21 protein-coding genes and 3 pseudogenes are annotated in these 19,447 nt (G+C 69.7%); 13 read left to right on the plus strand and 11 right to left on the minus strand.

Annotated features, from left to right (window positions below):
* Window positions 1-276 precede the first annotated feature (276 nt).
* The gene (gene ligA, locus ACFYZQ_RS37780; protein ID WP_389158234.1) at window positions 277-2,370 is read left to right on the plus strand and encodes an NAD-dependent DNA ligase LigA; all 2,094 of its coding nucleotides are present in this window, start codon (window positions 277-279) and stop codon (window positions 2,368-2,370) included.
* Between the two features lie 128 nt (window positions 2,371-2,498).
* Here ligA and ACFYZQ_RS37785 read toward each other — a convergent pair whose 3' ends face one another.
* Together ACFYZQ_RS37785 and ACFYZQ_RS37790 are read right to left on the minus strand one after the other, a co-directional pair.
* Window positions 2,499-2,840 (minus strand): transposase, encoded by a 342-nt coding sequence (locus ACFYZQ_RS37785; RefSeq protein WP_389158310.1) that lies wholly within the window; start codon window positions 2,838-2,840, stop codon window positions 2,499-2,501.
* 605 nt (window positions 2,841-3,445) lie between these two features.
* The gene (locus ACFYZQ_RS37790; RefSeq protein WP_389158236.1) at window positions 3,446-3,883 is read right to left on the minus strand and encodes a winged helix-turn-helix transcriptional regulator; all 438 of its coding nucleotides are present in this window, start codon (window positions 3,881-3,883) and stop codon (window positions 3,446-3,448) included.
* Window positions 3,884-4,039: 156 nt separating this feature from the next.
* Here ACFYZQ_RS37790 and ACFYZQ_RS37795 point away from each other — a divergent pair, with 156 nt between their 5' ends.
* The 4 genes from ACFYZQ_RS37795 (at window position 4,040) to ACFYZQ_RS37810 (ending at window position 6,897) form a co-directional block, all read left to right on the plus strand.
* Window positions 4,040-4,804 carry an alpha/beta fold hydrolase gene (locus ACFYZQ_RS37795; protein ID WP_389158238.1) on the plus strand — a complete coding sequence of 255 codons (765 nt, stop codon included), beginning with the start codon at window positions 4,040-4,042 and terminating at the stop codon, window positions 4,802-4,804.
* A gap of 60 nt (window positions 4,805-4,864) precedes the next feature.
* Window positions 4,865-5,755 carry an alpha/beta hydrolase gene (locus ACFYZQ_RS37800; RefSeq protein WP_389158241.1) on the plus strand — a complete coding sequence of 297 codons (891 nt, stop codon included), beginning with the start codon at window positions 4,865-4,867 and terminating at the stop codon, window positions 5,753-5,755.
* Between the two features lie 155 nt (window positions 5,756-5,910).
* Complete coding sequence (locus tag ACFYZQ_RS37805) at window positions 5,911-6,306, plus strand: phosphatase PAP2 family protein (RefSeq protein WP_389158313.1); 396 nt, start codon at window positions 5,911-5,913, stop codon at window positions 6,304-6,306.
* 237 nt (window positions 6,307-6,543) lie between these two features.
* On the plus strand, window positions 6,544-6,897 hold the full coding sequence (locus tag ACFYZQ_RS37810; RefSeq protein ID WP_389158244.1) for an NAD-dependent epimerase/dehydratase family protein: 354 nt from the start codon (window positions 6,544-6,546) through the stop codon (window positions 6,895-6,897).
* On the opposite strand, the pseudogene ACFYZQ_RS37815 reads toward ACFYZQ_RS37810, so the two are convergent.
* The 3 genes and pseudogenes from ACFYZQ_RS37815 to ACFYZQ_RS37825 all read right to left on the minus strand — a co-directional run.
* Window positions 6,894-7,131, minus strand: a pseudogene (locus ACFYZQ_RS37815) (glycosyltransferase family 2 protein); the annotation flags it as partial. The gene ACFYZQ_RS37810 and the pseudogene ACFYZQ_RS37815 sit on opposite strands and share 4 nt — an antisense overlap.
* A gap of 24 nt (window positions 7,132-7,155) precedes the next feature.
* Complete coding sequence (locus tag ACFYZQ_RS37820) at window positions 7,156-7,314, minus strand: hypothetical protein (protein ID WP_389158321.1); 159 nt, start codon at window positions 7,312-7,314, stop codon at window positions 7,156-7,158.
* Window positions 7,289-7,536: pseudogene (locus ACFYZQ_RS37825) on the minus strand (HNH endonuclease); the annotation flags it as partial. The gene ACFYZQ_RS37820 and the pseudogene ACFYZQ_RS37825, both read right to left, overlap by 26 nt.
* Before the next feature lie 241 nt (window positions 7,537-7,777).
* Between ACFYZQ_RS37825 and ACFYZQ_RS37830 the strand changes: the two are divergent.
* Complete coding sequence (locus tag ACFYZQ_RS37830) at window positions 7,778-8,323, plus strand: hypothetical protein (protein ID WP_389158247.1); 546 nt, start codon at window positions 7,778-7,780, stop codon at window positions 8,321-8,323.
* A 45-nt stretch (window positions 8,324-8,368) separates the two neighbouring features.
* Here the strand turns inward: ACFYZQ_RS37830 and ACFYZQ_RS37835 are convergent, their stop codons facing one another.
* The 5 genes from ACFYZQ_RS37835 to ACFYZQ_RS37855 form a co-directional block, all read right to left on the minus strand.
* Window positions 8,369-8,785 carry a DUF5131 family protein gene (locus ACFYZQ_RS37835; RefSeq protein ID WP_389158250.1) on the minus strand — a complete coding sequence of 139 codons (417 nt, stop codon included), beginning with the start codon at window positions 8,783-8,785 and terminating at the stop codon, window positions 8,369-8,371.
* A 365-nt stretch (window positions 8,786-9,150) separates the two neighbouring features.
* The gene (locus tag ACFYZQ_RS37840) at window positions 9,151-10,155 is read right to left on the minus strand and encodes an MFS transporter (RefSeq protein ID WP_389158253.1); all 1,005 of its coding nucleotides are present in this window, start codon (window positions 10,153-10,155) and stop codon (window positions 9,151-9,153) included.
* A gap of 208 nt (window positions 10,156-10,363) precedes the next feature.
* Window positions 10,364-10,597, minus strand: a complete 234-nt coding sequence (locus ACFYZQ_RS37845) for a hexameric tyrosine-coordinated heme protein (protein WP_389158256.1) — start codon at window positions 10,595-10,597, stop codon at window positions 10,364-10,366.
* 80 nt (window positions 10,598-10,677) lie between these two features.
* Window positions 10,678-11,706: a nitronate monooxygenase gene (locus ACFYZQ_RS37850; protein WP_389158258.1), complete on the minus strand. Its 1,029-nt coding sequence runs from the start codon at window positions 11,704-11,706 to the stop codon at window positions 10,678-10,680.
* Between the two features lie 35 nt (window positions 11,707-11,741).
* Window positions 11,742-12,929 carry a YbfB/YjiJ family MFS transporter gene (locus tag ACFYZQ_RS37855; RefSeq protein WP_389158261.1) on the minus strand — a complete coding sequence of 396 codons (1,188 nt, stop codon included), beginning with the start codon at window positions 12,927-12,929 and terminating at the stop codon, window positions 11,742-11,744.
* A gap of 132 nt (window positions 12,930-13,061) precedes the next feature.
* Here ACFYZQ_RS37855 and ACFYZQ_RS37860 point away from each other — a divergent pair, with 132 nt between their 5' ends.
* From ACFYZQ_RS37860 to ACFYZQ_RS37880, 5 genes and pseudogenes are all read left to right on the plus strand, one after another.
* Window positions 13,062-13,916, plus strand: coding sequence for a LysR family transcriptional regulator (locus tag ACFYZQ_RS37860; RefSeq protein WP_389158264.1), 855 nt, complete (start codon window positions 13,062-13,064; stop codon window positions 13,914-13,916).
* Window positions 13,917-14,006: 90 nt separating this feature from the next.
* Entirely contained in the window at window positions 14,007-14,822 is an 816-nt protein-coding gene (locus tag ACFYZQ_RS37865; protein WP_389158267.1) for an MBL fold metallo-hydrolase, read from the plus strand.
* A gap of 47 nt (window positions 14,823-14,869) precedes the next feature.
* The gene (locus ACFYZQ_RS37870; protein WP_389158269.1) at window positions 14,870-15,274 is read left to right on the plus strand and encodes a tautomerase family protein; all 405 of its coding nucleotides are present in this window, start codon (window positions 14,870-14,872) and stop codon (window positions 15,272-15,274) included.
* Window positions 15,275-15,322: 48 nt separating this feature from the next.
* Window positions 15,323-15,472, plus strand: a pseudogene (locus ACFYZQ_RS37875) (LysR family transcriptional regulator); the annotation flags it as partial.
* 18 nt (window positions 15,473-15,490) lie between these two features.
* The gene (locus tag ACFYZQ_RS37880) at window positions 15,491-16,240 is read left to right on the plus strand and encodes a LysR substrate-binding domain-containing protein (RefSeq protein ID WP_389158316.1); all 750 of its coding nucleotides are present in this window, start codon (window positions 15,491-15,493) and stop codon (window positions 16,238-16,240) included.
* A gap of 37 nt (window positions 16,241-16,277) precedes the next feature.
* On the opposite strand, the gene ACFYZQ_RS37885 is transcribed toward ACFYZQ_RS37880, so the two are convergent.
* Complete coding sequence (locus ACFYZQ_RS37885; protein WP_389158272.1) at window positions 16,278-16,844, minus strand: TetR/AcrR family transcriptional regulator; 567 nt, start codon at window positions 16,842-16,844, stop codon at window positions 16,278-16,280.
* 50 nt (window positions 16,845-16,894) lie between these two features.
* On the opposite strand from ACFYZQ_RS37885, the gene ACFYZQ_RS37890 reads away from it, so the two are divergent.
* Together ACFYZQ_RS37890 and ACFYZQ_RS37895 are read left to right on the plus strand one after the other, a co-directional pair.
* Window positions 16,895-17,392: a nuclear transport factor 2 family protein gene (locus tag ACFYZQ_RS37890; RefSeq protein WP_389158275.1), complete on the plus strand. Its 498-nt coding sequence runs from the start codon at window positions 16,895-16,897 to the stop codon at window positions 17,390-17,392.
* A 910-nt stretch (window positions 17,393-18,302) separates the two neighbouring features.
* A complete protein-coding gene (locus ACFYZQ_RS37895) occupies window positions 18,303-19,289 on the plus strand; it encodes an NAD(P)H-dependent flavin oxidoreductase (protein WP_389158278.1) in 987 nt (328 codons plus the stop codon).
* Window positions 19,290-19,447 lie beyond the last annotated feature (158 nt).

Consider the following 19,447-nt stretch of genomic DNA (forward strand, 5'->3'; position numbering starts at 1 on the left):
TCGGCCTGTCCGTGGTGGCGACCCGCAGGGCAGGCCACCGGTGCGCCGACGGCGCGGGAGCGGCAACGGCCCAGACGTGGCGATGCCGTCACAGCCCGTGGCCGTCAGCGGAGATGCAGCGCAGTGGATGCGCGGCAGAGGCGAGCCCACTGCGCGCCCTCTCCGACCGGCCGGGCCAGCGCCCGCTCGTTGACAGGCGGGCTCCGGTGGGTGCCTCAGGACCGCCGGAAGCCTCTACCAGTATCAATGTCAGTGGTGGCAGGCAGGATGACGGGCATGACCACACCAGTTGCGCAGATCGCGGATGCCGCTGCCTACGCGCAGGCGGTCGAGACCGTGGTGAAGGCCGCGGCCGCCTACTACGCGGACGGCACGTCCCCGCTGGACGATGACAGCTACGACCGGCTGGTGCGGGGCATCGCCGCGTGGGAGGCCGATCATCGTGATCAGGTGCGGCCCGACTCGCCGACCGGGAAGGTCGCCGGCGGTGCCGTGGAAGGCGACGTGCCGCACACCGTGCCCATGCTGAGCCTGGACAACGTGTTCTCGCCCGAGCAGTTCACGGCCTGGACCACCTCGCTGGCGCGCCGGATCGGACACGAGGCGGAACGCTTCTGCGTCGAGCCGAAACTCGACGGACTCGCCATCGCCGCCCGCTACACCCGCGGGCGGCTGACCCGGCTGATCACGCGCGGCGACGGGACGGCCGGGGAGGACGTCTCGCACACGATGGGAACCGTCGAAGGACTGCCCGAAACGCTGTCCCAGCCGGTCAGCGTGGAGGTGCGCGGCGAAGTCCTCATGACGAACGCGCAGTTCGAGCACGCCAACGAGGTACGCACCGCGCACGGCGGGCAGCCTTTCGCCAACCCCCGGGGCGCGGCCGCCGGCACCCTGCGGGCCAAGGAACGCGCCTACACGGTCCCGATGACGTTCTTCGGCTATGGCCTGCTGCCGCTGCCCGACACCGACGACGCCCTGGCCGACCGGCTGGGCAGACTCGCCCACAGTGAGCTGATGACGCTGGCCGGCCAGCTGGGCGTGAACACCACCGCCACGACAGCGGTGCCGGGCATCACCGCAGCCACCACCGGCGAGGTCCTGGCCCGGGTGCAGGAGATCGCCGCGCTGCGCGCCGGGCTGCCGTTCGGGATCGACGGCATCGTCGTCAAGGCCGACCTGGCCGCCGATCAGCGGACGGCCGGGTCCGGTTCTCGGGCGCCGCGATGGGCGATCGCCTACAAGCTGCCCGCCGTCGAGAAGATCACCCGGCTGCTGGCAGTGGAGTGGAACGTGGGCCGCACCGGCATCATCGCCCCGCGTGCCGTACTGGACCCGGTCGAGATCGACGGCTCCACGATCACGTACGCCACGCTGCACAACCCGGCCGACATCACCCGCCGCGACCTGCGTCTGGGCGACCACGTGATGGTCCACCGCGCCGGCGATGTCATCCCGCGCATCGAGGCCCCCGTCGCCCACCTGCGCACCGGCGACGAGCAACCGATCGCCTTCCCCGAGGTGTGCCCGCGGTGCTGCTCCGGTATCGACACCGTCCAGGAACGCTGGCGGTGCGAGCAGGGCCGCAACTGCCACCTGGTCGCCTCGCTCTCCTACGCGGCGGGCCGTGACCAATTGGACATCGAGGGCCTGGGCGTCACCCGCGTCGTGCAGCTGGTCGAGGCGGGCTTGGTCGCGGATCTCGCCGACCTGTTCACCTTGTCCCGCGACCAGCTTCTCGGGCTGGAGCGGATGGGTGAAACCAGCACGGACAATCTGCTGGCCGCGCTCGCCACGGCCAGGACACGGCCGCTGTCGCGGGTGCTCTGTGCGCTCGGCGTCCGTGGCACGGGCCGCTCGATGTCCCGCCGTATCGCCCGGCACTTCGCCACCATGGACAACATCCGTGCCGCCGACGCCGAGGCCCTGCAGCAGGTCGAGGGCATCGGCGCCGAGAAGGCACCCGCGATCGTCGCCGAACTCGCAGAACTCGCCGGGCTGATCGACAAACTCACAGCGGCCGGGGTGAACATGACCGAACCCGGCGCCACTCCCCCACCGGCAGCCAGCGAGGACACGTCCGGGGCCGCCGCGGGCTCGGGTGGCGTCCCGGCCAGCGGTCCGCTCGCCGGGATGACGGTGGTGGTCACCGGCACGATGACCGGACCGCTGGAGCAGCTCAGCCGCAACCAGATGAACGAACTCATCGAGCGGGCCGGGGGACGCTCCTCCTCCAGCGTGTCGAAGAAGACCGCCCTCGTAGTCGCCGGGGAAGGCGCCGGATCCAAGCGGACCAAGGCCGAAGGGCTCGGCATCCGACTGGCCACACCCGACGAGTTCGCCCTGCTCGTGGCCGACTACTTGGACTGATCCAGGCCAGCGGACAACCGCACGCTGCATCGACCGCCTGCTCTAACGCGCGGGCTGTTGGGCCCCCCGGCCGAACAGCCGGGGGCCCATGCGCGTGGCTGCCAGGCAGCGGTTTTCGGTTGTGCCTGTCAGTGGGTCTTCTCCGGTGGCAGGCCAGGTCGAGGTACGCGGTGAGGCTGGCGCTGTCGAGCGTGCCGTCCATCGACAGGGAACGCAGCAGGGTGTCGGCCACGGCATCGCGGGGGGTGCCGAGACGGCTCTCGGCCTACCAGCACGGTGCCGAACTTCGCGGCCAGCTTCTCGAAGACGGCCCGCAGCTTCGGCTCGCTGTTGGGCAGCTGCTTGTCGAATACCTTCTTCCCGGCCGGGGCGAGGCCGTGCCCGTGATGGGCGCTCTTGCCGACGTCCAGGCCGAAGAAGACGCCCCCTTCGTCGATGTCGTCCACCCCATCCTCCCGAACGGGGCTCATGCGGTGCTGGCCAGGGCGTTGGCGTCGTATGCGCGCATCCACGTTATGCAGACCTGCCGCCCGCGAGCGGCCGGGCATTGCGCCAGGCCAGGCGGTAGTCGGACCTCTCATCAGCGCCTCCAACGGCGCCTCCCAGGCCCGGTGACACCACCCCCAGGTCATTCGTTCGACAGGGGGGAACAGTCATGCCGAGCCCGGAGGCGAGAGGTCCCCTTGCAGGACCGCGGAAAACATAACGGGGGACCATCCCCGCGAGCGCGGGGAGCAGGTCGGTACGGACCGGTTGGGCATGACTCCCCCGGGACCATCCCCGTGGGGGCAGGGAGCAGGAAGCCGGGCTTGGCCTGCTGGACGCCGGAGCCGGGACCATCCCCGCGGGCGCGGGGAGCAGGACCACCCCGAGCCCTACAAGCCCGAGTTCGAGGGACCATCCCCGCGGACGCGGGGCGCAGGGTGCCGGCGGAGGCGAATACGCCTCCCGCTGGGGACCATCCCCGCGTGCGCGGGGAGCAGTAGGCCGACGACGCCTTCGGAACGCCAGACATGGGGCGTCGACGGCGGCTCCGCGGATCTGGTGAAAGGGGGTGCCGATCATGCCGCGGCTGTTAGCCGTGGCCGTCCGGGCGGTCGGCGGCGTCGAACATGTAACAGTTGTGCTGGACCAGGGGCATGTACTGCTCAGCCCACGCTCGCAGACTCCGCAGCGGCGCGACGAGCGTCGTGCCCAGTCCGGTCAGACGGTAGTACACCCGTGGAGGCTTGCTCGCCTCGACACGACGATCGACAAGTCCGTCTCTTTCCAGTGCCCTGAGGGTCTGCGCCAGCATCTTCTGCGACACACCGGTCATCTCGCGCTTCAACTCGGTGAACCGCAGCTCGCCCTCGGCGGCGGCCAGCGACAGCACCGCCATGGTCGTCCATCGCGACCCCACCCGGTCGAGCAGAAGCCTTGTCGGGCACAGAGGATCGAACAGGTTCCCCTGCCGCGAGGCAGTTACCACGAGGTCACCTGGTGTCGGAAAAGTGCCTTCTTCCCCGCTCATCGGGGGTCTCCTACGGTTACCACGTTCCCAAGCGTAACCAGGAGGGCACCTGTGCGCCAGATGACGCTTTCTCCTCACCTTCCCGGCGCGACCGTGCACCGGATACCGATCGACGGGGTCGAACTCGCCGTGGAGACTCTCGGGCAGGGGCCAGCCGTGCTGCTGCTGCACGGCTTCCCACACACCCGCGCTATCTGGCGCGATGTCGCACCCCGGCTGGCCGCGACGGGTTTCCGGGCCATCGCGCCGGACCTGCACGGGCTGGGCGACAGCACACCCGCCGTCCGCGGCTACCAGGCATCCGCGATCGCCACGGACCTGCTCCGGGTGTTGGACGTCCTCGGTGACCGCGAGGCACACATCGTCGGCACCGATCTAGGTGTCACTCCGGCATTCGCCCTGGCAGCATCGTCGCCCGAGCGTGTAACCAGCCTGACCCTGTCCGAAGGGTTGATCGGACTTCTGCCCGGCGCCGAGGCCTTCCTACGGCAGGGGCCGCCGTGGTGGTTCGGCTTCCACCAGGCGCCCGGTGGTCTGGCCGAGGACGTCCTGGAGAACTCGGCGGAGCGCTACGTCCGCTTCTTCCTCTCCGCCGGCAGTCGCCGAGGTCTGCCAGCAGACCTCACACGGGTGATCGTCGAGGCCTATCGGGGCAAAACAAGTCTCGGCAATGCCTTCGACCACTACCGCGCGGTGCCGGCCACCGCGGAATGGATCAGGAACTGGGCGCAGGACCAGCGACTGACGACGCCGACCCTCGCCATCGGCGGTGGCGCGATCGGCGCGGCCACCGCCCGCCAGCTCGAGCCGATCACCGGCTGCCTCGCCCAGCACCTGCTTGAGGACTGCGGTCACATCACCCCGATCGACCAGCCAGACGCCTTCGCCGACCTTCTCATCGAGCACGCCCGGGCCGTCTGAGCTCACACCTTCAAGACCCGTCCGGAACAAAGCCGACCGAACCCACAGCAAGGAGCAGATATGAGCCGCGAGCAGCGAGAGGCCATCCGGCAGCTTCGCGCGTCGTCCCCCCTCGACCTCGGCGGCGCGGTCCACGAACAGCGCGCCCTGTTCGAGCAGCTGTTGTCCCACCATCCTGTCCCTGAGGACGTCATCGTCACCGAAGCCCACTACGACACGATCCCTGGCCTCTTGGTCGAACGCGCGGAAGAGCCCTGCGTCGGCACGGTCCTGTACTTCCACGGCGGGGCGTATGTCCTCGGGTCGGCGCGCAGCTCGCTGGGGATCGTCGCAGACCTCGCCCGCAGGTCACAGACGCGGGTGATCACCATCGACTACCGGTTGGCACCCGAGCATCCCGCCCCTGCCGCTACCGACGACGCCGTACGCGCTTATCGCGCCCTGATCTCCTCCGGTGCCGATCCGCAACGGGTGGTGGTCGCCGGCGAGTCGGCCGGCGGCGGGGTAGCGCTCGGCCTGCTGGCGGCTCTTTCCTGCGCCGACGAGCCGATGCCCGCCGCGGCGTTGCTGTTCTCGCCCTGGGTTGACCTCACGCTCAGCGGCGATTCGATGACGGTCAGGGCCGAGGAGGACTTCATCCTGAACCGCACCGCCCTCGAACGCCGCGTGCGTGACTACCTCGGCGACGCGTCCGCGGCAGAACAGCACAGCCCGCTGTTCGCGGACCTGCACGGTCTGCCGACCACGTTGATCCAGGTCGGCTCTGACGAGGTGCTACTGGACGACTCCACCCGGCTTGCGGCAAGGCTCGTGGCGGCCGACGTGTCGGTGACGCTAGATGTCACCGCGCAGGCGACGCACGTCTTCCAGTCATTCGCCGCCTCGTGGGACGAGGCCGACGCGGCGATGACCCGCGCGGCCACATTCGTCCGCACGACGCTGAAGCCGTGAGCAGCAAGCCACCCGCCCGGCGATGACGGAAGCGGCAGGCAGCATGTCGTCGCCGGCGACATGCTGCCTGCCGCGGTAGGCCGGGACAGACGGCGACCCGTAGCGCACCCTGGCTTTCGTCTCGGCGGGATGCCTGCTGAGGACTTCGTCGCGGAATCTGTGATCAGCCAGGGCCACCGTGTGGCGCGAACGCAACCTGGCAGCCCCTCAGCGCTGACCGCTCGGGGACACCGTTCACGCCGTGCTTCCCCTCCTGGACGTCCGGGCACGTCGGCCTCGCGGCTTCCTGGGCGGGGGCCATGAGGCACTTCTTCGGCCGTGACAGGGTCTCGTTCACCGCGCACACCGAGGATCCGCACGCGCTCATGGCGAACCGGTCGTTCACCAGCTTCAGCCAGGCCGCCCGCGAGGATGCGCTGAGCCGGCTCTGGCTGGGCGTGCACTACCGCTGGGACCTCAGCGACGGGCTGGCAGTCGGCAGCGACGTCGCCGACTACCTGGTCGCCCACACTATGCTGCCGACGAGTCACGGCCGTCCGCCGCGTCGGTGAACGGCACGTACCTCGCCACGTGAGAGCCTCACGAGACCACAGCGCGGTACCGGCCGACCGGCACGGGACGGCACCCGGTCCCTGCGCCCTCCGCCGCCCAGCGAAACCGGCGGAGGGCGCAGGCCCGGATATCCGTTCGTGCGCCGTACGGTCGCTTCTACGGATGGCGACCAGGAGTGACGCCGGGTCAGGTGTGGGAGGGGATCCGAGGATGGTCAACGCGCGTACGTACCAGCTGTGGCGGGACTGGTCCACGTCGAGGACATCGCCGACGGCACCCTGCACGCCCTGGCCTGCCCGGCCGCCGACGGGGAGACGATCAACATCGGCACCGGACGCCCGACCAGCATCCGCCGCGTCGCCGACCTCATCGCCGCCCACTACCCCGGCACCCGGCTCCGGCAGACGCCGATGCCGCCCGGCGACCCGCTGGGCGGTTGCGCCGGCACCACGCACATGGAACGCGTCCTGAGCTGGCGGCCGCAGGTCCCGCTGGAGGCTGGCATCGCCCGTTACGTGCGCTGGCTGCACGCCACCCCGACCGCCCTGCCCACCTGGCTACGCGAGGAAGCCTCGGCGAAACCGGGCTAGATCACCGGGGGGCGCCCGAGCCGGGTCATCCGGACCACGGTCTGCCACCGCATCGGCGCCCGCCGCCCGCCGGGGGAGCGCAGGCCCTCACAAGCCGCCGGCCCAGGCCCGCAAGCCTCCGAGGGACCGGGTCCGGGCCAGCGTCAGCGCCGTCCACACGCCCAGGTAGGCGGGGACCAGCGGGGCGGGCAGGTGCCGCTTGGCCAGCCACACCCGGTTACGAGCCGTCATCCGGCACATGCGGTCGGGTCCGGGGTGCTACGGCTGGAGGACCGTGGCTCCGCTTCGGCGGACGCGGGTGGTGGTGCGCTTGTAGAGGCGGGTGCCGAGCGTGTGCCACAGGAGGCGGGCGGGGGCGGGCATGTGCCAGAGGAACAATTGCCGTTCCTGTGTCAGCGCGGGTGTTGCAGCCGTCACGGTCGGCGTCGATCCAGTGCTTGAACTTGCTGCGGTCGTACCCGGTGCGGTCCTCATCCCGCACGGGAAGGGCGGCAAGTGCGTCACGGACGGGTAGAGTCACCGTCGTGCCGGGAACCGCACGCGAGGACGGCGCAGCCCCGCGGCGGCAGTGTGAGTGGTGGCAGGAACGAGCAGGGCGGCGAAGGCGGCGGCCGTGGCGACGGTGCGGGCGAGGCCCATCAGCAGGTCCCTTCGAAGATCTCGAATGATGCGTGGTCTTCGTAGCGGACCGTTCAATAGACGCGCCCGGCATGCGCTGTTCCCTCACCCGTGCAGTGGATTAAGTCAGATCAGCCACCGTGACCGAGCAGCTGCTGGACGCCCTGTCGGACGTGGAGGACACCGCGCGACGGGAAGTCGCCGTGGAGGCGTTCGGCCAGGCCGTCAACGCAGCGACGTGCCGCGGCTGTCCAGCGACGCGGTGGCTTCCCGTCACGAGGACGGCGCGGCCGAGGATGCCATCGAGGCGGTAGCGGCCGAGTACGCCCGCCGTCTGGAGCGGCGTACCGGGATGCTCGTGCAGTCGGTGCCGGTGTCGCACTCGCCGCGCAAGCGGGCCGTGTACCGGCTGGTGTTCGCCACCCGTAGTCCGTATGGGCTGTGGGTGTTCGGCGACAATGTTGCCCGGGCCCGGGCAACGTGGTGGGAGACGCTGGAGGAGCGTGAAGAGGACGACGGGCTGTTCTCCGTGGCCTCGGTGACGCGTCCGGATCCGAAGGAGGTCGAGGCCAAGGCAGTGCCGGAGATCGCTGAGAACCTGGCGAAGCTGCTGGCGCGGACCCGGCGTCCGGTCAAGCTCGTCGACCACACGCTGGAGGTCTTCGGGGCCCTCTACGGGCAGATCACCGAGCCGGTGGTGCGCAAAGCGGTACAACTCCTACACCAGCAGGGCGGCACGCCCAGCAACGGCGTGGGCGTGAAGAAGACCCGGGAGATCACCCTGTACCCCGGCAACCTCGCGGCCTGATGTGTGGCCGGGCCTGACCATGCCCGGCCACAACGAGCAGCTCGGTCAGGCCGCGACCGGCAGCGGCATCTGGTCCCAGGTCCGGCCCTCCAGGAGCCGGCCGCCGGCCTTGGGGGTGCGCCCGCCCCACTGCTTGAAGAAGAAGGCGACACCGGCGTCCTGGCAGGTGTCGCGGATCTGGGTGACCCAGGCTTCGTCCAGAGCCCGATGCCCGGGGCCGGACTCGCCGCCAGCAATCACCCAGTAGGGAACGTTCAGAGCATCCGGGTGCAGCGTGACATCGAACCCTGGGCCGGACGTACGGGGATCACCGTCGTTCTGGTATTTCTCCGCCCCCATCGCCTTCAGCCGCTTTGCCAAAGTCAGGGCATAGCAGTTGTCGCAGCCAGGAGAGACACGGTCGCAGCCCGTCGTCGGATTCCAGGTCGCCTCGGTCCACTCGATCACACTGCGGTCGCTCACCGGTCTCCTCCTGCCCTCGCATGCGTGGCCGTGCCTCCCGGGGCGGCCACGGCGTGCTGCCTAACGATGCCCCTTGGACCGGGACACCCGGGCACGTACGCCGGTATCCGCACAGCCTCGGTCGTTTCTCGTAACCTCACGTCTCGAACCTCCTTTCAGGAACCTAATGCTTGTGATCGAGCACGGTCGATACGGCCACTGCCGCTCTTCTCGATGTCCGCTGACTGCCGAGATTCATCCTGGGCTGCGGCCCCGGTTGAAAGCCGGTCCGCCTCCTCCTTGAGGGCCACGATCTGGCTGCGGGCGTTGGGCCGGACATGCGAGGGCCCGGCCTGTGCCGCATAGGCCAGGCCCTCGCATGTCTGTCAGGACAACATCCCCCGCCTGCCCCCGCCAACGGGGGCGCGTCTGGCGGCCAGCACTCGGTTGGCCTTTCGGCGGCCGAGGCGGTCCGACAGCCTCCCGCCGGTGACGCTGGTGAGGATCGTGGTGATCGACAGCACCAGACTCGCGACGAAGATCTGCCGCGGCACCTCGTTCTGGCTGGATCCAAGGTGGTTGAGCAGAAAGAACGTCTGGTAGGTCGTGAGGAAGCCGTACCCGATCACGAAGAGGAGACGGCCGAGCCAGACCCATGCGAAGTCCGGGTGCCGGACCGGGTTGACCCAGAAGGTCCCCGCGATCTCGCGCACCGACAGTTTCGGCTTGGGAGCGTCCTTGGCGAGTCGGCGGACCTTGACCAGGACGATGAAGACCAGGACGCTCACGGCCGCGATGAGCGGCGGCAGCAGGAACATCAACAGCGTGTCGGTGGCGACGGCCTGGACGATGAACGTACCGCCGATCACCGCCAGCGGGAGAGTGAGACCGACGAGACCCGACACGAGGCCACGCTGACGCACCGGCACCCGGTCGGCGATGACCGCGAGCAGCGGGGTGCCGATCAGGTTCGCCGCGACGCTGTACAGCGCGAACGCGGTGAGCAGCACGGGCACGTTCGGGGCGAGCCCCTTCACCGCTCCGAGCGCGACGACGCCGGCCGCGCCGGCGAGAAGGTAGGGACGGCGCATGCCCATGCGTGCCGTCGTCCGGTCGCTCAACCGCCCCACGACCGGCATCAGCAGCAGGGGCAGGAGGACGCCCACACCGACGAGGGCACTCAGAGTGCTCGCGGCGTCCTTGGAGCCGACCATGTTCTGGACCTTGAGTGCGAGGGAGACCGTGCCGGGTGTCAGGCAGGCGATCCAGAATCCCGCGTAGGCGAACGCGAACGCGAAAATGAACGACTTCCCCACCGGGGGGTGCTCATGGTCGGAGGGCGTGATGAGGGACTCGGCCAGCGGCTCGGGCGTGATGGGGGGCGCAGTCATGTCGTGCCAATCTTCGGAAGGGAGGTCCCTTGCCCTGCAGCTGTCGGTCGGTGGTGGGGGCGTTGCGGAGACTGTAGGCTCGCCGCAGATTTCTGAGCCAACGATTGGTTGTGATGGCGCCCATCGCTGTCAGAGAACCTTCGAGGCTCGTCCTGCCCTGGCGGCCCACAGCCTCAGCACGCACGCGACGCGGACCTGCGGCTTTCGGTCAGCGCCAGTAGTCGTTCGCTGCCGCGATCGTCGCGAACTCAACCGCGACCACGTGGGCGATGGAGATCAGCGAGTCCGCGTCCTGCGCGTACTCGGGGCGCAACTGCTCGCGCACCGCGCCGTCGGGCTGGGTGGCCTTGATGACCAGCCGGGCCAACTTGAGGGCAAGCTCGCGGCCCTCCTGAGGAGAAGCGGTGATCAGGGTGTTGCCGGGGACCAGTTCATTGGCCATGTCATACCTCCGTGACGGTGACGGTTTTCTGGATCATCCTGCTGCGAGGCACACAGGGCACGATGTGCCCGTCCTGGGACTCACAGCTGGTCAGCGAGGAGCGCGAAGGTGTCGGCGGCGGATTCGGCCTTCGCCTGCCGGTGCCCGGTTCCTGCCCACAGGTGGATCAGCCGTGTGTCGGCGGCCGCGGTGGCCGCCTTGCGCAGTGGGCCTGTGAGGTGGTGGAAGGCGGGGTAACCGGCCGGGGCGATCGGGTCGTATCGGTCGGTGAAGTGGTTGCGCAGGGCCCGCGCGGGTCGCCCGGTGAAGGCGCGGGTGACGACGGTGGTGTCGAAGGCCGGGTCGACCAGGGCCGCCTTGTGGGGTGTGGACGCACCGCTCTCGTGCGTGCGCAGCAGGAGGGTGCCCACCATGGCGGCTTGCGCGCCCGCGCCCAGCGCGCCTGCCACGTCGGTGGCGGTGGTGATTCCGCCCGTGGCGATGAGGGGCAGGGCGACGGCGCGGCGCACTCCGGCGGTCAGATCGGGCAACGAGACCTGTGCGGGGCGCCGTTCGGGCGTGAGCGTGGCCGAGTGCCCACCGGCGGCCGGTGCCTGCACGATGAGAGCGTCGACACCGGCGTCAGCGGCTCGGCATGCCTCGTCGGACGAGGTGACGCACTGCAGAACGGTGCTCCCGGCCCTGCGCAGGGCACGGACGACCGCACGGTCCGGGATGCCGAAGGTGAAGGACACCCAGGGGACGGGAGAGGAGGTGAGCAGGTCGATCATGTCCGTCCAGTGGTCGTCGTCCTCGACAGGCTCCTCGGGCAGCGTGAGGCCGTACCGATCGGCCTCCGCCTGCACCGCCCGCGCGTAGCGCCGGTACTCCTCCCGGGAGGCAGGCAACGGGTTGGGCGCGAAGAGGTTGACGCCGAACGCGACGCCTTCCTCGCGGGTGGTGTGGATCTGCCCGGCGAGTGCCTGTGCCGTCTTGTACCCACCGGCCAGGAAGCCCAGGCCGCCGGCCCGGGCGGCGGCGGTGACCAGTGCGGGCGTGCTCGGTCCTCCGGCCATCGGCGCCGCGATGAGGGGAAGGTCCACTCCGAGGTCGGAGAGCAGTGTACTCATGGCAACTCCTCCTGAAAGCTACGGCCGTCAGGCCGTCACGCCGCCGGGGTCACGGGGCCGAGGTGGTGCGGGAAGCGGACGCAGACGGCGGCGGCCGCGACCGCGGAGACGAGGACCAGCGCGCTGCCCAGCAGGAGCGCCTGGTGGTAGCCGTGGCTGAGCAGCGGGGCGGCGAGCAGCGGACCGAGGATCTGGCCGACGCTGTATCCGGCGGTCAACAGGGCCACGGCCCGAGGGACTTGGAGGTACGCGCCGATGGACAGGGCGATTGTGCTGACGCCCATGAAGGTGGCGCCGAACAGCAGGGCGGACACCAGTGCGGGCGTGGCACCGCCCAGCAGCGCCGGCAGGGCGATGCCGGCGGCCTGGATGGTCAGCGAGGTGAGCAGCAGGGCCGGCCGGGACCAGCGTCCGGCCAGCCGGGTCCACAGCGCGCACGAGGGCAGTGCGGCGAGGCCGACCACGATCCAGGCCCCAGAGCCGAGACGGCCCGGGACGCCCTGCTGGATCGCGGCGACCATGAAGGTGCCGGCGATGATGTAACCGATGCCCTCGAAGGTGTAACTGGCGAGCAGGGCGAGGAACCAGCGGTGGATACGGGGCCGCTCGGTCTGTCCGGCCGCCTTGGCACCCGGGTGCTCCTGCTCCGGGGCGAGGGGCCAGGCCATCGCGGTGAGCAGGGCGGCAAGTGCGGCGCAAGTCCACCAAGCGGCCTGCCAGGTCGACGCGGTCTGCACGGCGACGACCAGCAAACCGGACAGGGCGATTCCGGCACCGACTCCGCCGAAGGCCCAGCCGACCAGGTGGTGGGCGTGCTCGCGCAGGCCGGAGAGCATCGCACTGACGGCGATCACGAAGATCAACGCGCTGGCCGCGCCGGCCGCGAGACGCAGCAGGAACCAGAGGCTGCCGTCGAGGGTGACCGGCATGAGCGCCAGCGTCGCAACGAGCACGATGAAGCACCCGCGCAGCACCGCGGCCGACCGTACGACAGCGGGTACGGCGATACCGGCCAGGGCACCTGCGAGGTAGCCGACGAAGTTCGCGGTCGCCAGGTTGGCTCCGAGGGCCTTGGAGAGTCCGGCCTGGGCGTGCATGAGGGGCAGGATCGGCGTGTAGACGAACCGGCCGATCCCCTGTCCCGCGGCGAGCGCGGCCGCCGCCTGGGCCACGATCGTCCAGGGAGACCGTGTTCGCGGACGGGTCGGGGCTGATGACTGCACGATCCTGGGCACCTTCCTGGTGGCGTTCTCTGGCCGCCTTTGACGCTAGGCACCACGTGTCGCGCTGTGAAATGCCGGTTAGGGTGCCTCCATGCGTGGCAGGCATGGATGCCGGGAAGGGGCGCGCGGAGCATGGACGTCGAACTGCGTCACTTGCGGGCCTTCGCGTCCGTGGCCCGCCATCGCTCGTTCTCCCGTGCGGCCGAGGAACTGCTGATCACACAGCCGGCGCTGAGCCGAACGATCGCGCAACTGGAGGGCAATCTGAGCGTCCGCCTGCTCGACAGGTCCTCCCGGCACGTCGAACTGACCGAGACCGGGGCGGAGTTCCTCCTGCACGTCGAGCGGGTGCTCGCGACCCTCGATCAAGCTCTCGCCGTCGTCAGCCACCGCATCACCCTGCGGCTCGGCTTCAGCTGGCTGCTGCCCGATCCCTGGACGCAGCAGACCGTCAGCCCCTTCGAAGAGGCCACGGGAGCGACGGTCGCCCTGACCCGGACCGACGATCCCCTCCAGGCGCTGCGTCAGCGCACGCTCGACATCGCGGTGATACGGGGCGAGTTCGACGCGCCACGAGGGGCGCGCACTGTGCACCTGTTCGACGAGCCGCGCATCGCCGTATGCTCCGAGCACTCCGACCTGACCCGTTTCGACCGTCTGGACTGGACGGATGTCCAGCACTGGACCCTGGTCGTCAACACCGTCAGCGGCACGACCGGCCCCTGGTCATGGCCGACGGACCAGCGCCCCGACCGGATCATCGAAACGACCAACTACGACGAATGGCTGGAGACGGTGGCCGCCAACCGCGGGATCGGCATCGTCCCTGAAGTCGCCCGACGCCGATCCCCGCACCCCGCCGTCCGCTTCGTCCCCCTCACCAACGCACCACCGAGCCCGGTCAGCCTCGTCCACTTCCCCGACGCCCAGCGAACGCTGATCCGCCGGTTCCTGGAGGCCGCGGCACCGGTCACCACCCGGCAATGATCACGCCACGAGCCGAGCTATGCCTGACACGCATAGATGGGCCGCGACAAGCATTTCTGCCGGACGTGGAAAGCCCCTAGCGTCGAGGGCATGAGCGAAACCCGCATCGCAGCTCTGCCCCGACAAGAATCCGCGATCACCGTCGTGGGCGGCCCCACGGCCGTGATCGACCTGGGCGGACTGCGCATCGTCAGCGATCCGACCTTCGACGACGCGGGCCCGCACGGGTACCTCACCAAGACGGCCGACCCCGCCGTCGACGAAGACGGCGTGGGGCCGGTCGACCTCGTTCTGGTCAGCCACGACACGCACCCGGACAACCTCGACGAGCGCGGCCGCACGTTCGCGAAGGCCGCCCCGCTGGTACTCACCGGCCCCCTGTCAGCCGGACGCCTGGGCTCGCCGGCCGTCGGCCTCGCACCGTGGACCAGCCACGCCGTAGCCCGCGCGGACGGCGGCGGCGACCTGACCGTCCTGGCGGTCCCTGCGGTCCATGGCCCCGAGGACGGCGAGCGCGACGCCGACGGGAACGTCAACTGCGAGGTCACCGGGTTCGTGCTGTCCGGACAGGGACTTCCCACCGTGTACGTGAGTGGCGACAACGCCTCGATCCGCACCGTCGCGGAGATCTCCCGCCGGGTGCCCGACATCGACGCGGCCGTCCTGCACATGGGAGCGGCACGCGTCCCGGCGAAGTTCGACGGCCGTCCACTGTCCCTGGACAGCCTGGCCTCCGCTGCCGCGGCGGCCGTCCTCGGCGCCGACACCGTCATCCCGGCCCACTACGACGCCTGGGCCCACTTCACCGAGGGGCTGCCGGAGATCGAACTGGCCTTCCACGAGGCCGGCCTGTCCCCCGTGCTGCGGGCCGCACCCCATGGAACGTGGGTGCGGCTGAGCCGCTGACTGCCGTCACCACCACACACTGGCAACAGACGAGCAAGGAACGACGCATGCCATTCGTACGAATCGATGTCATCCGTGGACGCCGTCCCGAAGAGCTGAGGGCAATCGCCGACGCGACGCACCGGGCACTCGTGGACGTGCTGGACATCCCCGAGCGGGACAGGTTCCAGGTGATCACCGAGCACGACGCGGATCACGTCATCGCCCTCGACGCCGGCCTCGGCTTCGAGCGAAGCGACCGGCTGGTGATGATCCAGATCTTCACCCAGTCGGGACGCACCACCGAGGTCAAGCAACGCGTCTTCCAGGCCATCGCCGAACGGCTTGAACCCCTCGGCATCAGCGGTGAGGACGTCTTCATCGGCATCGTCGAGAACGGTCCTCAGGACTGGTCGTTCGGCTTCGGACGCGCCCAGTACACCGAGGGCGACCTGGCCGTGCCCGGCCGCTGACACCATTCGCCTTGTGACCGGCCGCAGGGTGCTCCTGCACACGGGCCCATGTGGAGGTCGACGTGGAACTCTCCGACCTGCGGATATTCCTGGCCGTCGCGCGCACGCACGGCATCACCAAGGCCGCTCAGGAACTGCACACCGTGCACCAGCGCGCGCATCCACGCGCTGGAGAAGCAGCTGGGCGCCCCGCTGTTCCGCCGGCACGCGCGAGGCGTGGCGCTGACGAACGCGGGCGAACAGCTGCTGCCGTACGCCGAGCGCATCAGCAGGCTCGTCGACGAGGCTCAGCAGGTCATCGGTGACGAGACCGATCCCTGCGGTCCGCTACGCATCGGGTCCATGGAGACCACGGCGGGTCTGCGACTTCCCACCGTGCTGGCGGCCTTCGCCGAGGACTGTCCCCGCGTCGACTTCTCGCTGATCACCGGGCCGACCGAGCAACTGGTCCGGGACGTCCTGGCCTATCGCCTGGACGGCGCGCTGGTCAACGGCCCGGTCCGGCAGCCCGACCTGGCGGAGACCCCGGTGTTCGAGGAACGCCTCGTCCTCGTCACAGCGCGCCGCGTCGCTGGCCTGGACACCGTCATACGCGACCCGAAGACCCTCGTCTTCCGTACCGGCTGCTCCTACCGCAGGCGCTTGGAGAGCATCCTGCAGGCGCGGGGCGCCATCGGCGTTAGCTGCATGGGATTCGGAACGCTGGACGGCATTCTCGGCTGCGTCGGGGCCGGCATGGGCCTCACCCTGCTGCCCGCCGCTGTTGTCGAGCGGCACGCCTCCCGCGAACAGGTGCGGGTGCACGACCTGCCGGAGGAGGAGGCACACGCTCAGACCGTCTTCGTCCAGCGCGTCGACACACCGCCGTCGCCCGCCCTGACGCGGTTCCTCACCCATCCGCGAGCCATGCAACAGACACCGCCCGTCCTGCGGATGGTCGGGCGTTCCTCCGCGGCCACGGGCTAGGTGATGGGGGTCAGCAGGTTGTTGAGCGGCCGAGAGATCAAGGTGTCCCGAGCAACGTCGCGGCGGCTGCGCGAGCATGACGGGCTGGAGCCGAGGCGCCACTGATACCGGCCGTCACGATGGCTCCTTCGGCGAGAAGGAAGACCGGTTCGACCACCGGCACCCCGGTGGCGTGGACCCACATCGCGATCTGGTCGTGGAATGCCTGCTTGTGTGACCGGACTTCGGCCACCACCGCTTCGGACGACCAGCCGAGTTCACCGTGGGCGTTGACCCAGGCGCATCCGCGGAAACCGGGCTGTGCGAACCACTCGGCAAGCCAGTCGAATATCGCGAGTACGCGCTCGCGGGCATCCCGTACCTGTTCCACGTGGGCGGCCAGGTCTTCTCTCCACCGTTGGTCGCGACGCTTGAGCATCGCCACGACGAGATCCTCCTTCGACGCGAAGAACCGGTAGATCCGCTTCAGCGGCAGACCGGATGCTGCGCGCACCTCATCCATTCCGACCGCTTGGATGCCTCGCTCGTAGAAGAGCTTCTCCGCTGCGTCGAGCAGTGCTTCACGGTCCAGGCGGTTCTGTTCCTCGGCGATCGGGGCCGGCATCGGGGCTCCTTGACGTTGAGAACGATCGTTCCCTACCTTAGTTCCCACCGATGGAGAACGTACGTTCTCAGCGTGAGGAGACCGCAGTGCCGGAAGATCGCCCGCCCTATCCCCCGTTCACCCAGGAGACCGCCCTGCAGAAGGTCCAGGCCGCCGAGGATGCATGGAACACCCGCGATCCCCAGCGGGTGGCACTGGCCTACACGGCGGACTCGACATGGCGGAACCGGGACACGTTCGTCAGCGGCCGCGAGGAGATCGTCGCCTTCCTGACACAGAAGTGGGAGCTGGAGCTGGGCTACGCGTTGCGCAAGAGCCTCTGGGCCTTCCACGAGAACCGGATCGCCGTCCGCTTCCAGTACGAGTGGCATGACGCGGAAGGCCAGTGGTGGCGCAGCTACGGCAATGAACTGTGGGAGTTCGACGAGCGCGGCCTCATGCGGCGCCGCGAGGCGAGCATCAACGACGTCGCTGTCGCCGAAGCCGACAGACGCATTCACGGTCCTCGGCCCGTGGACGAATACGGGATCGACTTCCCGCTCCAGTAGCGCCCGCCTCCCCCTCGCCCCAAGCCCGCGGGCTCAGGCAACATCGTCGCGTCGCCTGAGCCCACCGCGCTCATATACAGATGACGAGAAGCGCTGTGCGATCGTGTCCCGCGTCGCGCACGAAGCGGGACACGACCCGCTGAAGTGGTCAACCGCTACCGCTGACATGGGGAAACCGGTCCCCTCGACCAATCCTCGACCCCGCACAACCAGCCGAACGCCCACCCCGGACGCCTGTCCGGTTCCGCCGCTGAATTGCGGAGGAAGGCTCCGACCGGATCTTGGTCGGAGCCTTCATCGTGTCGTGACTGCAGTTTCGGTTGCAGTGGCGTGGTCCGGACGACCGCGCAACGCTTCAGTTCGGCAGGTCCGCGGCTCTGACCACGGTCGTGGGCAGGCGTCGTGAGCTCGACGCAGTCCGCCGCCGTCTGGGGACGACGGGGCTACTGACGCTCACCGGTGTGGGCGGGGTGGGCAAGACGGGGCCGGGTGGATGTGGCCGCCGCGTCGGCGGCGGACTTCGCGGACGGGGTGTGGCTGGTGGCTCCGGCGGTCGTGCGGGACCCGTCGTTGGCGGTGAACGTCCAACGGGGAGACCCCGGTGACTCCGTGGCCAGTCCGCTTTTCCGTGACCCTGTGTCCGACAGGGTCGATCCTGTCTGGAACCGCCAGAGCGCGCGCCTCGATGATCCGGCTCAGAGATCTCCTGTAAGCAGCCGATTGATCACGACATCACACAGCCCCTGGTTCACCGTCCTGTCGCTCGTTGGCCACCGTAAAGTTCTCTGCTGGTGATGGCTGCCATCATTAGCAATCGTTGGATATGAAATCTCGGCGAACTTACTGTCCCCTTTAACGCCGCACCGCCCATGCACCAACGGGCGGATGCCTGGACGAAGAGGACTTCGCCTTGCTGACAACGCGTTTTACCCACGCCTTCGGAATCGAGCACCCCGTCGTGCTCGCCCCCATGGACCTCGTCTCCGGAGCCCGGCTCGCCACCGCGGTGACCGCCGCGGGCGGACTGGGCCTGATCGGCGGCGGCTACGGCGACGGAGAGTGGCTGAAGCGGGAGTTCGCCGCGGCGGCCGGCACCCGGGTGGGATGCGGCTTCATCACCTGGAGCCTGGCCCGCCACCCCGAACTGCTCGACGTGGCCCTGGAGCATCAGCCCGCCGCGGTCATGCTTTCCTTCGGCGACCCGACCCCGTTCGCCGACCGGATCCGCGCCGCCGGCGTACCGCTGCTCTGTCAGGTCCACACACTCAACCAGGCCCGTCAGGCCCTCGGCGCCGGAGCGGACGTCATCGTCGCGCAGGGCGGGGAGGCCGGCGGGCACGGCGTCGGAACGCGGTCGACGTTCACTCTCGTCCCCGATGTCTCGGACCTGATCGTCGACCACGCCCCGGACACGCTCCTGCTGGGGGCGGGAGGAGTGGCTGACGGCCGCGGGCTCGCCGGCGCGCTCGCGCTCGGCGCGGACGGGGTCCTCGTCGGCACCCGCTTCTGGGCGACGGAGGAAGCCGTGGTACCGGCTCTCGCCCACGCCCGGGCAGTGGCCGCCGACGGTGACGAGACCGTCCGCACCAGCGTCTACGACATCGTGCGCCGGTACGACTGGCCCGCCGAGTACAACGGTCGCGTGCTGCGCAACCGGTTCATCGACCGGTGGCACGGGCGGGAGGCGGAACTCGCCGCACAACTGGCCGAGGCCGCAACGGAGTTCAAGGACGCCGTCGCCCAGCAGGACTTCGACATCGCGAACGTGATCGTCGGCGAGGGCGTGGGCCTGGTCCAGGAGATCCTGCCCGCCGGGGAAGTGGTGCGCAGGATGGCGCAGGACGCCGCCGCCCGCCTCGGCCGATGGGCACCGCAGACCGCCGCGGTCGCCGGCTGAGCCGAGCCCTTGGCGCTGCGTGCCACGCGATCGGGGTCAACGTCCCCCTGGTCGCCCTGAGTTCTTCCGCTCGTGCGGACCGAGTGGAACCAGCTCGGTACGCCCGATCGGGCGGATGCGCCCGAATCAGTCCCACCGGGTGATTCAGACCAGCGCTC

Source organism: Streptomyces sp. NPDC001843, assembly GCF_042891955.1.
Lineage (GTDB): Bacteria > Actinomycetota > Actinomycetes > Streptomycetales > Streptomycetaceae > Streptomyces.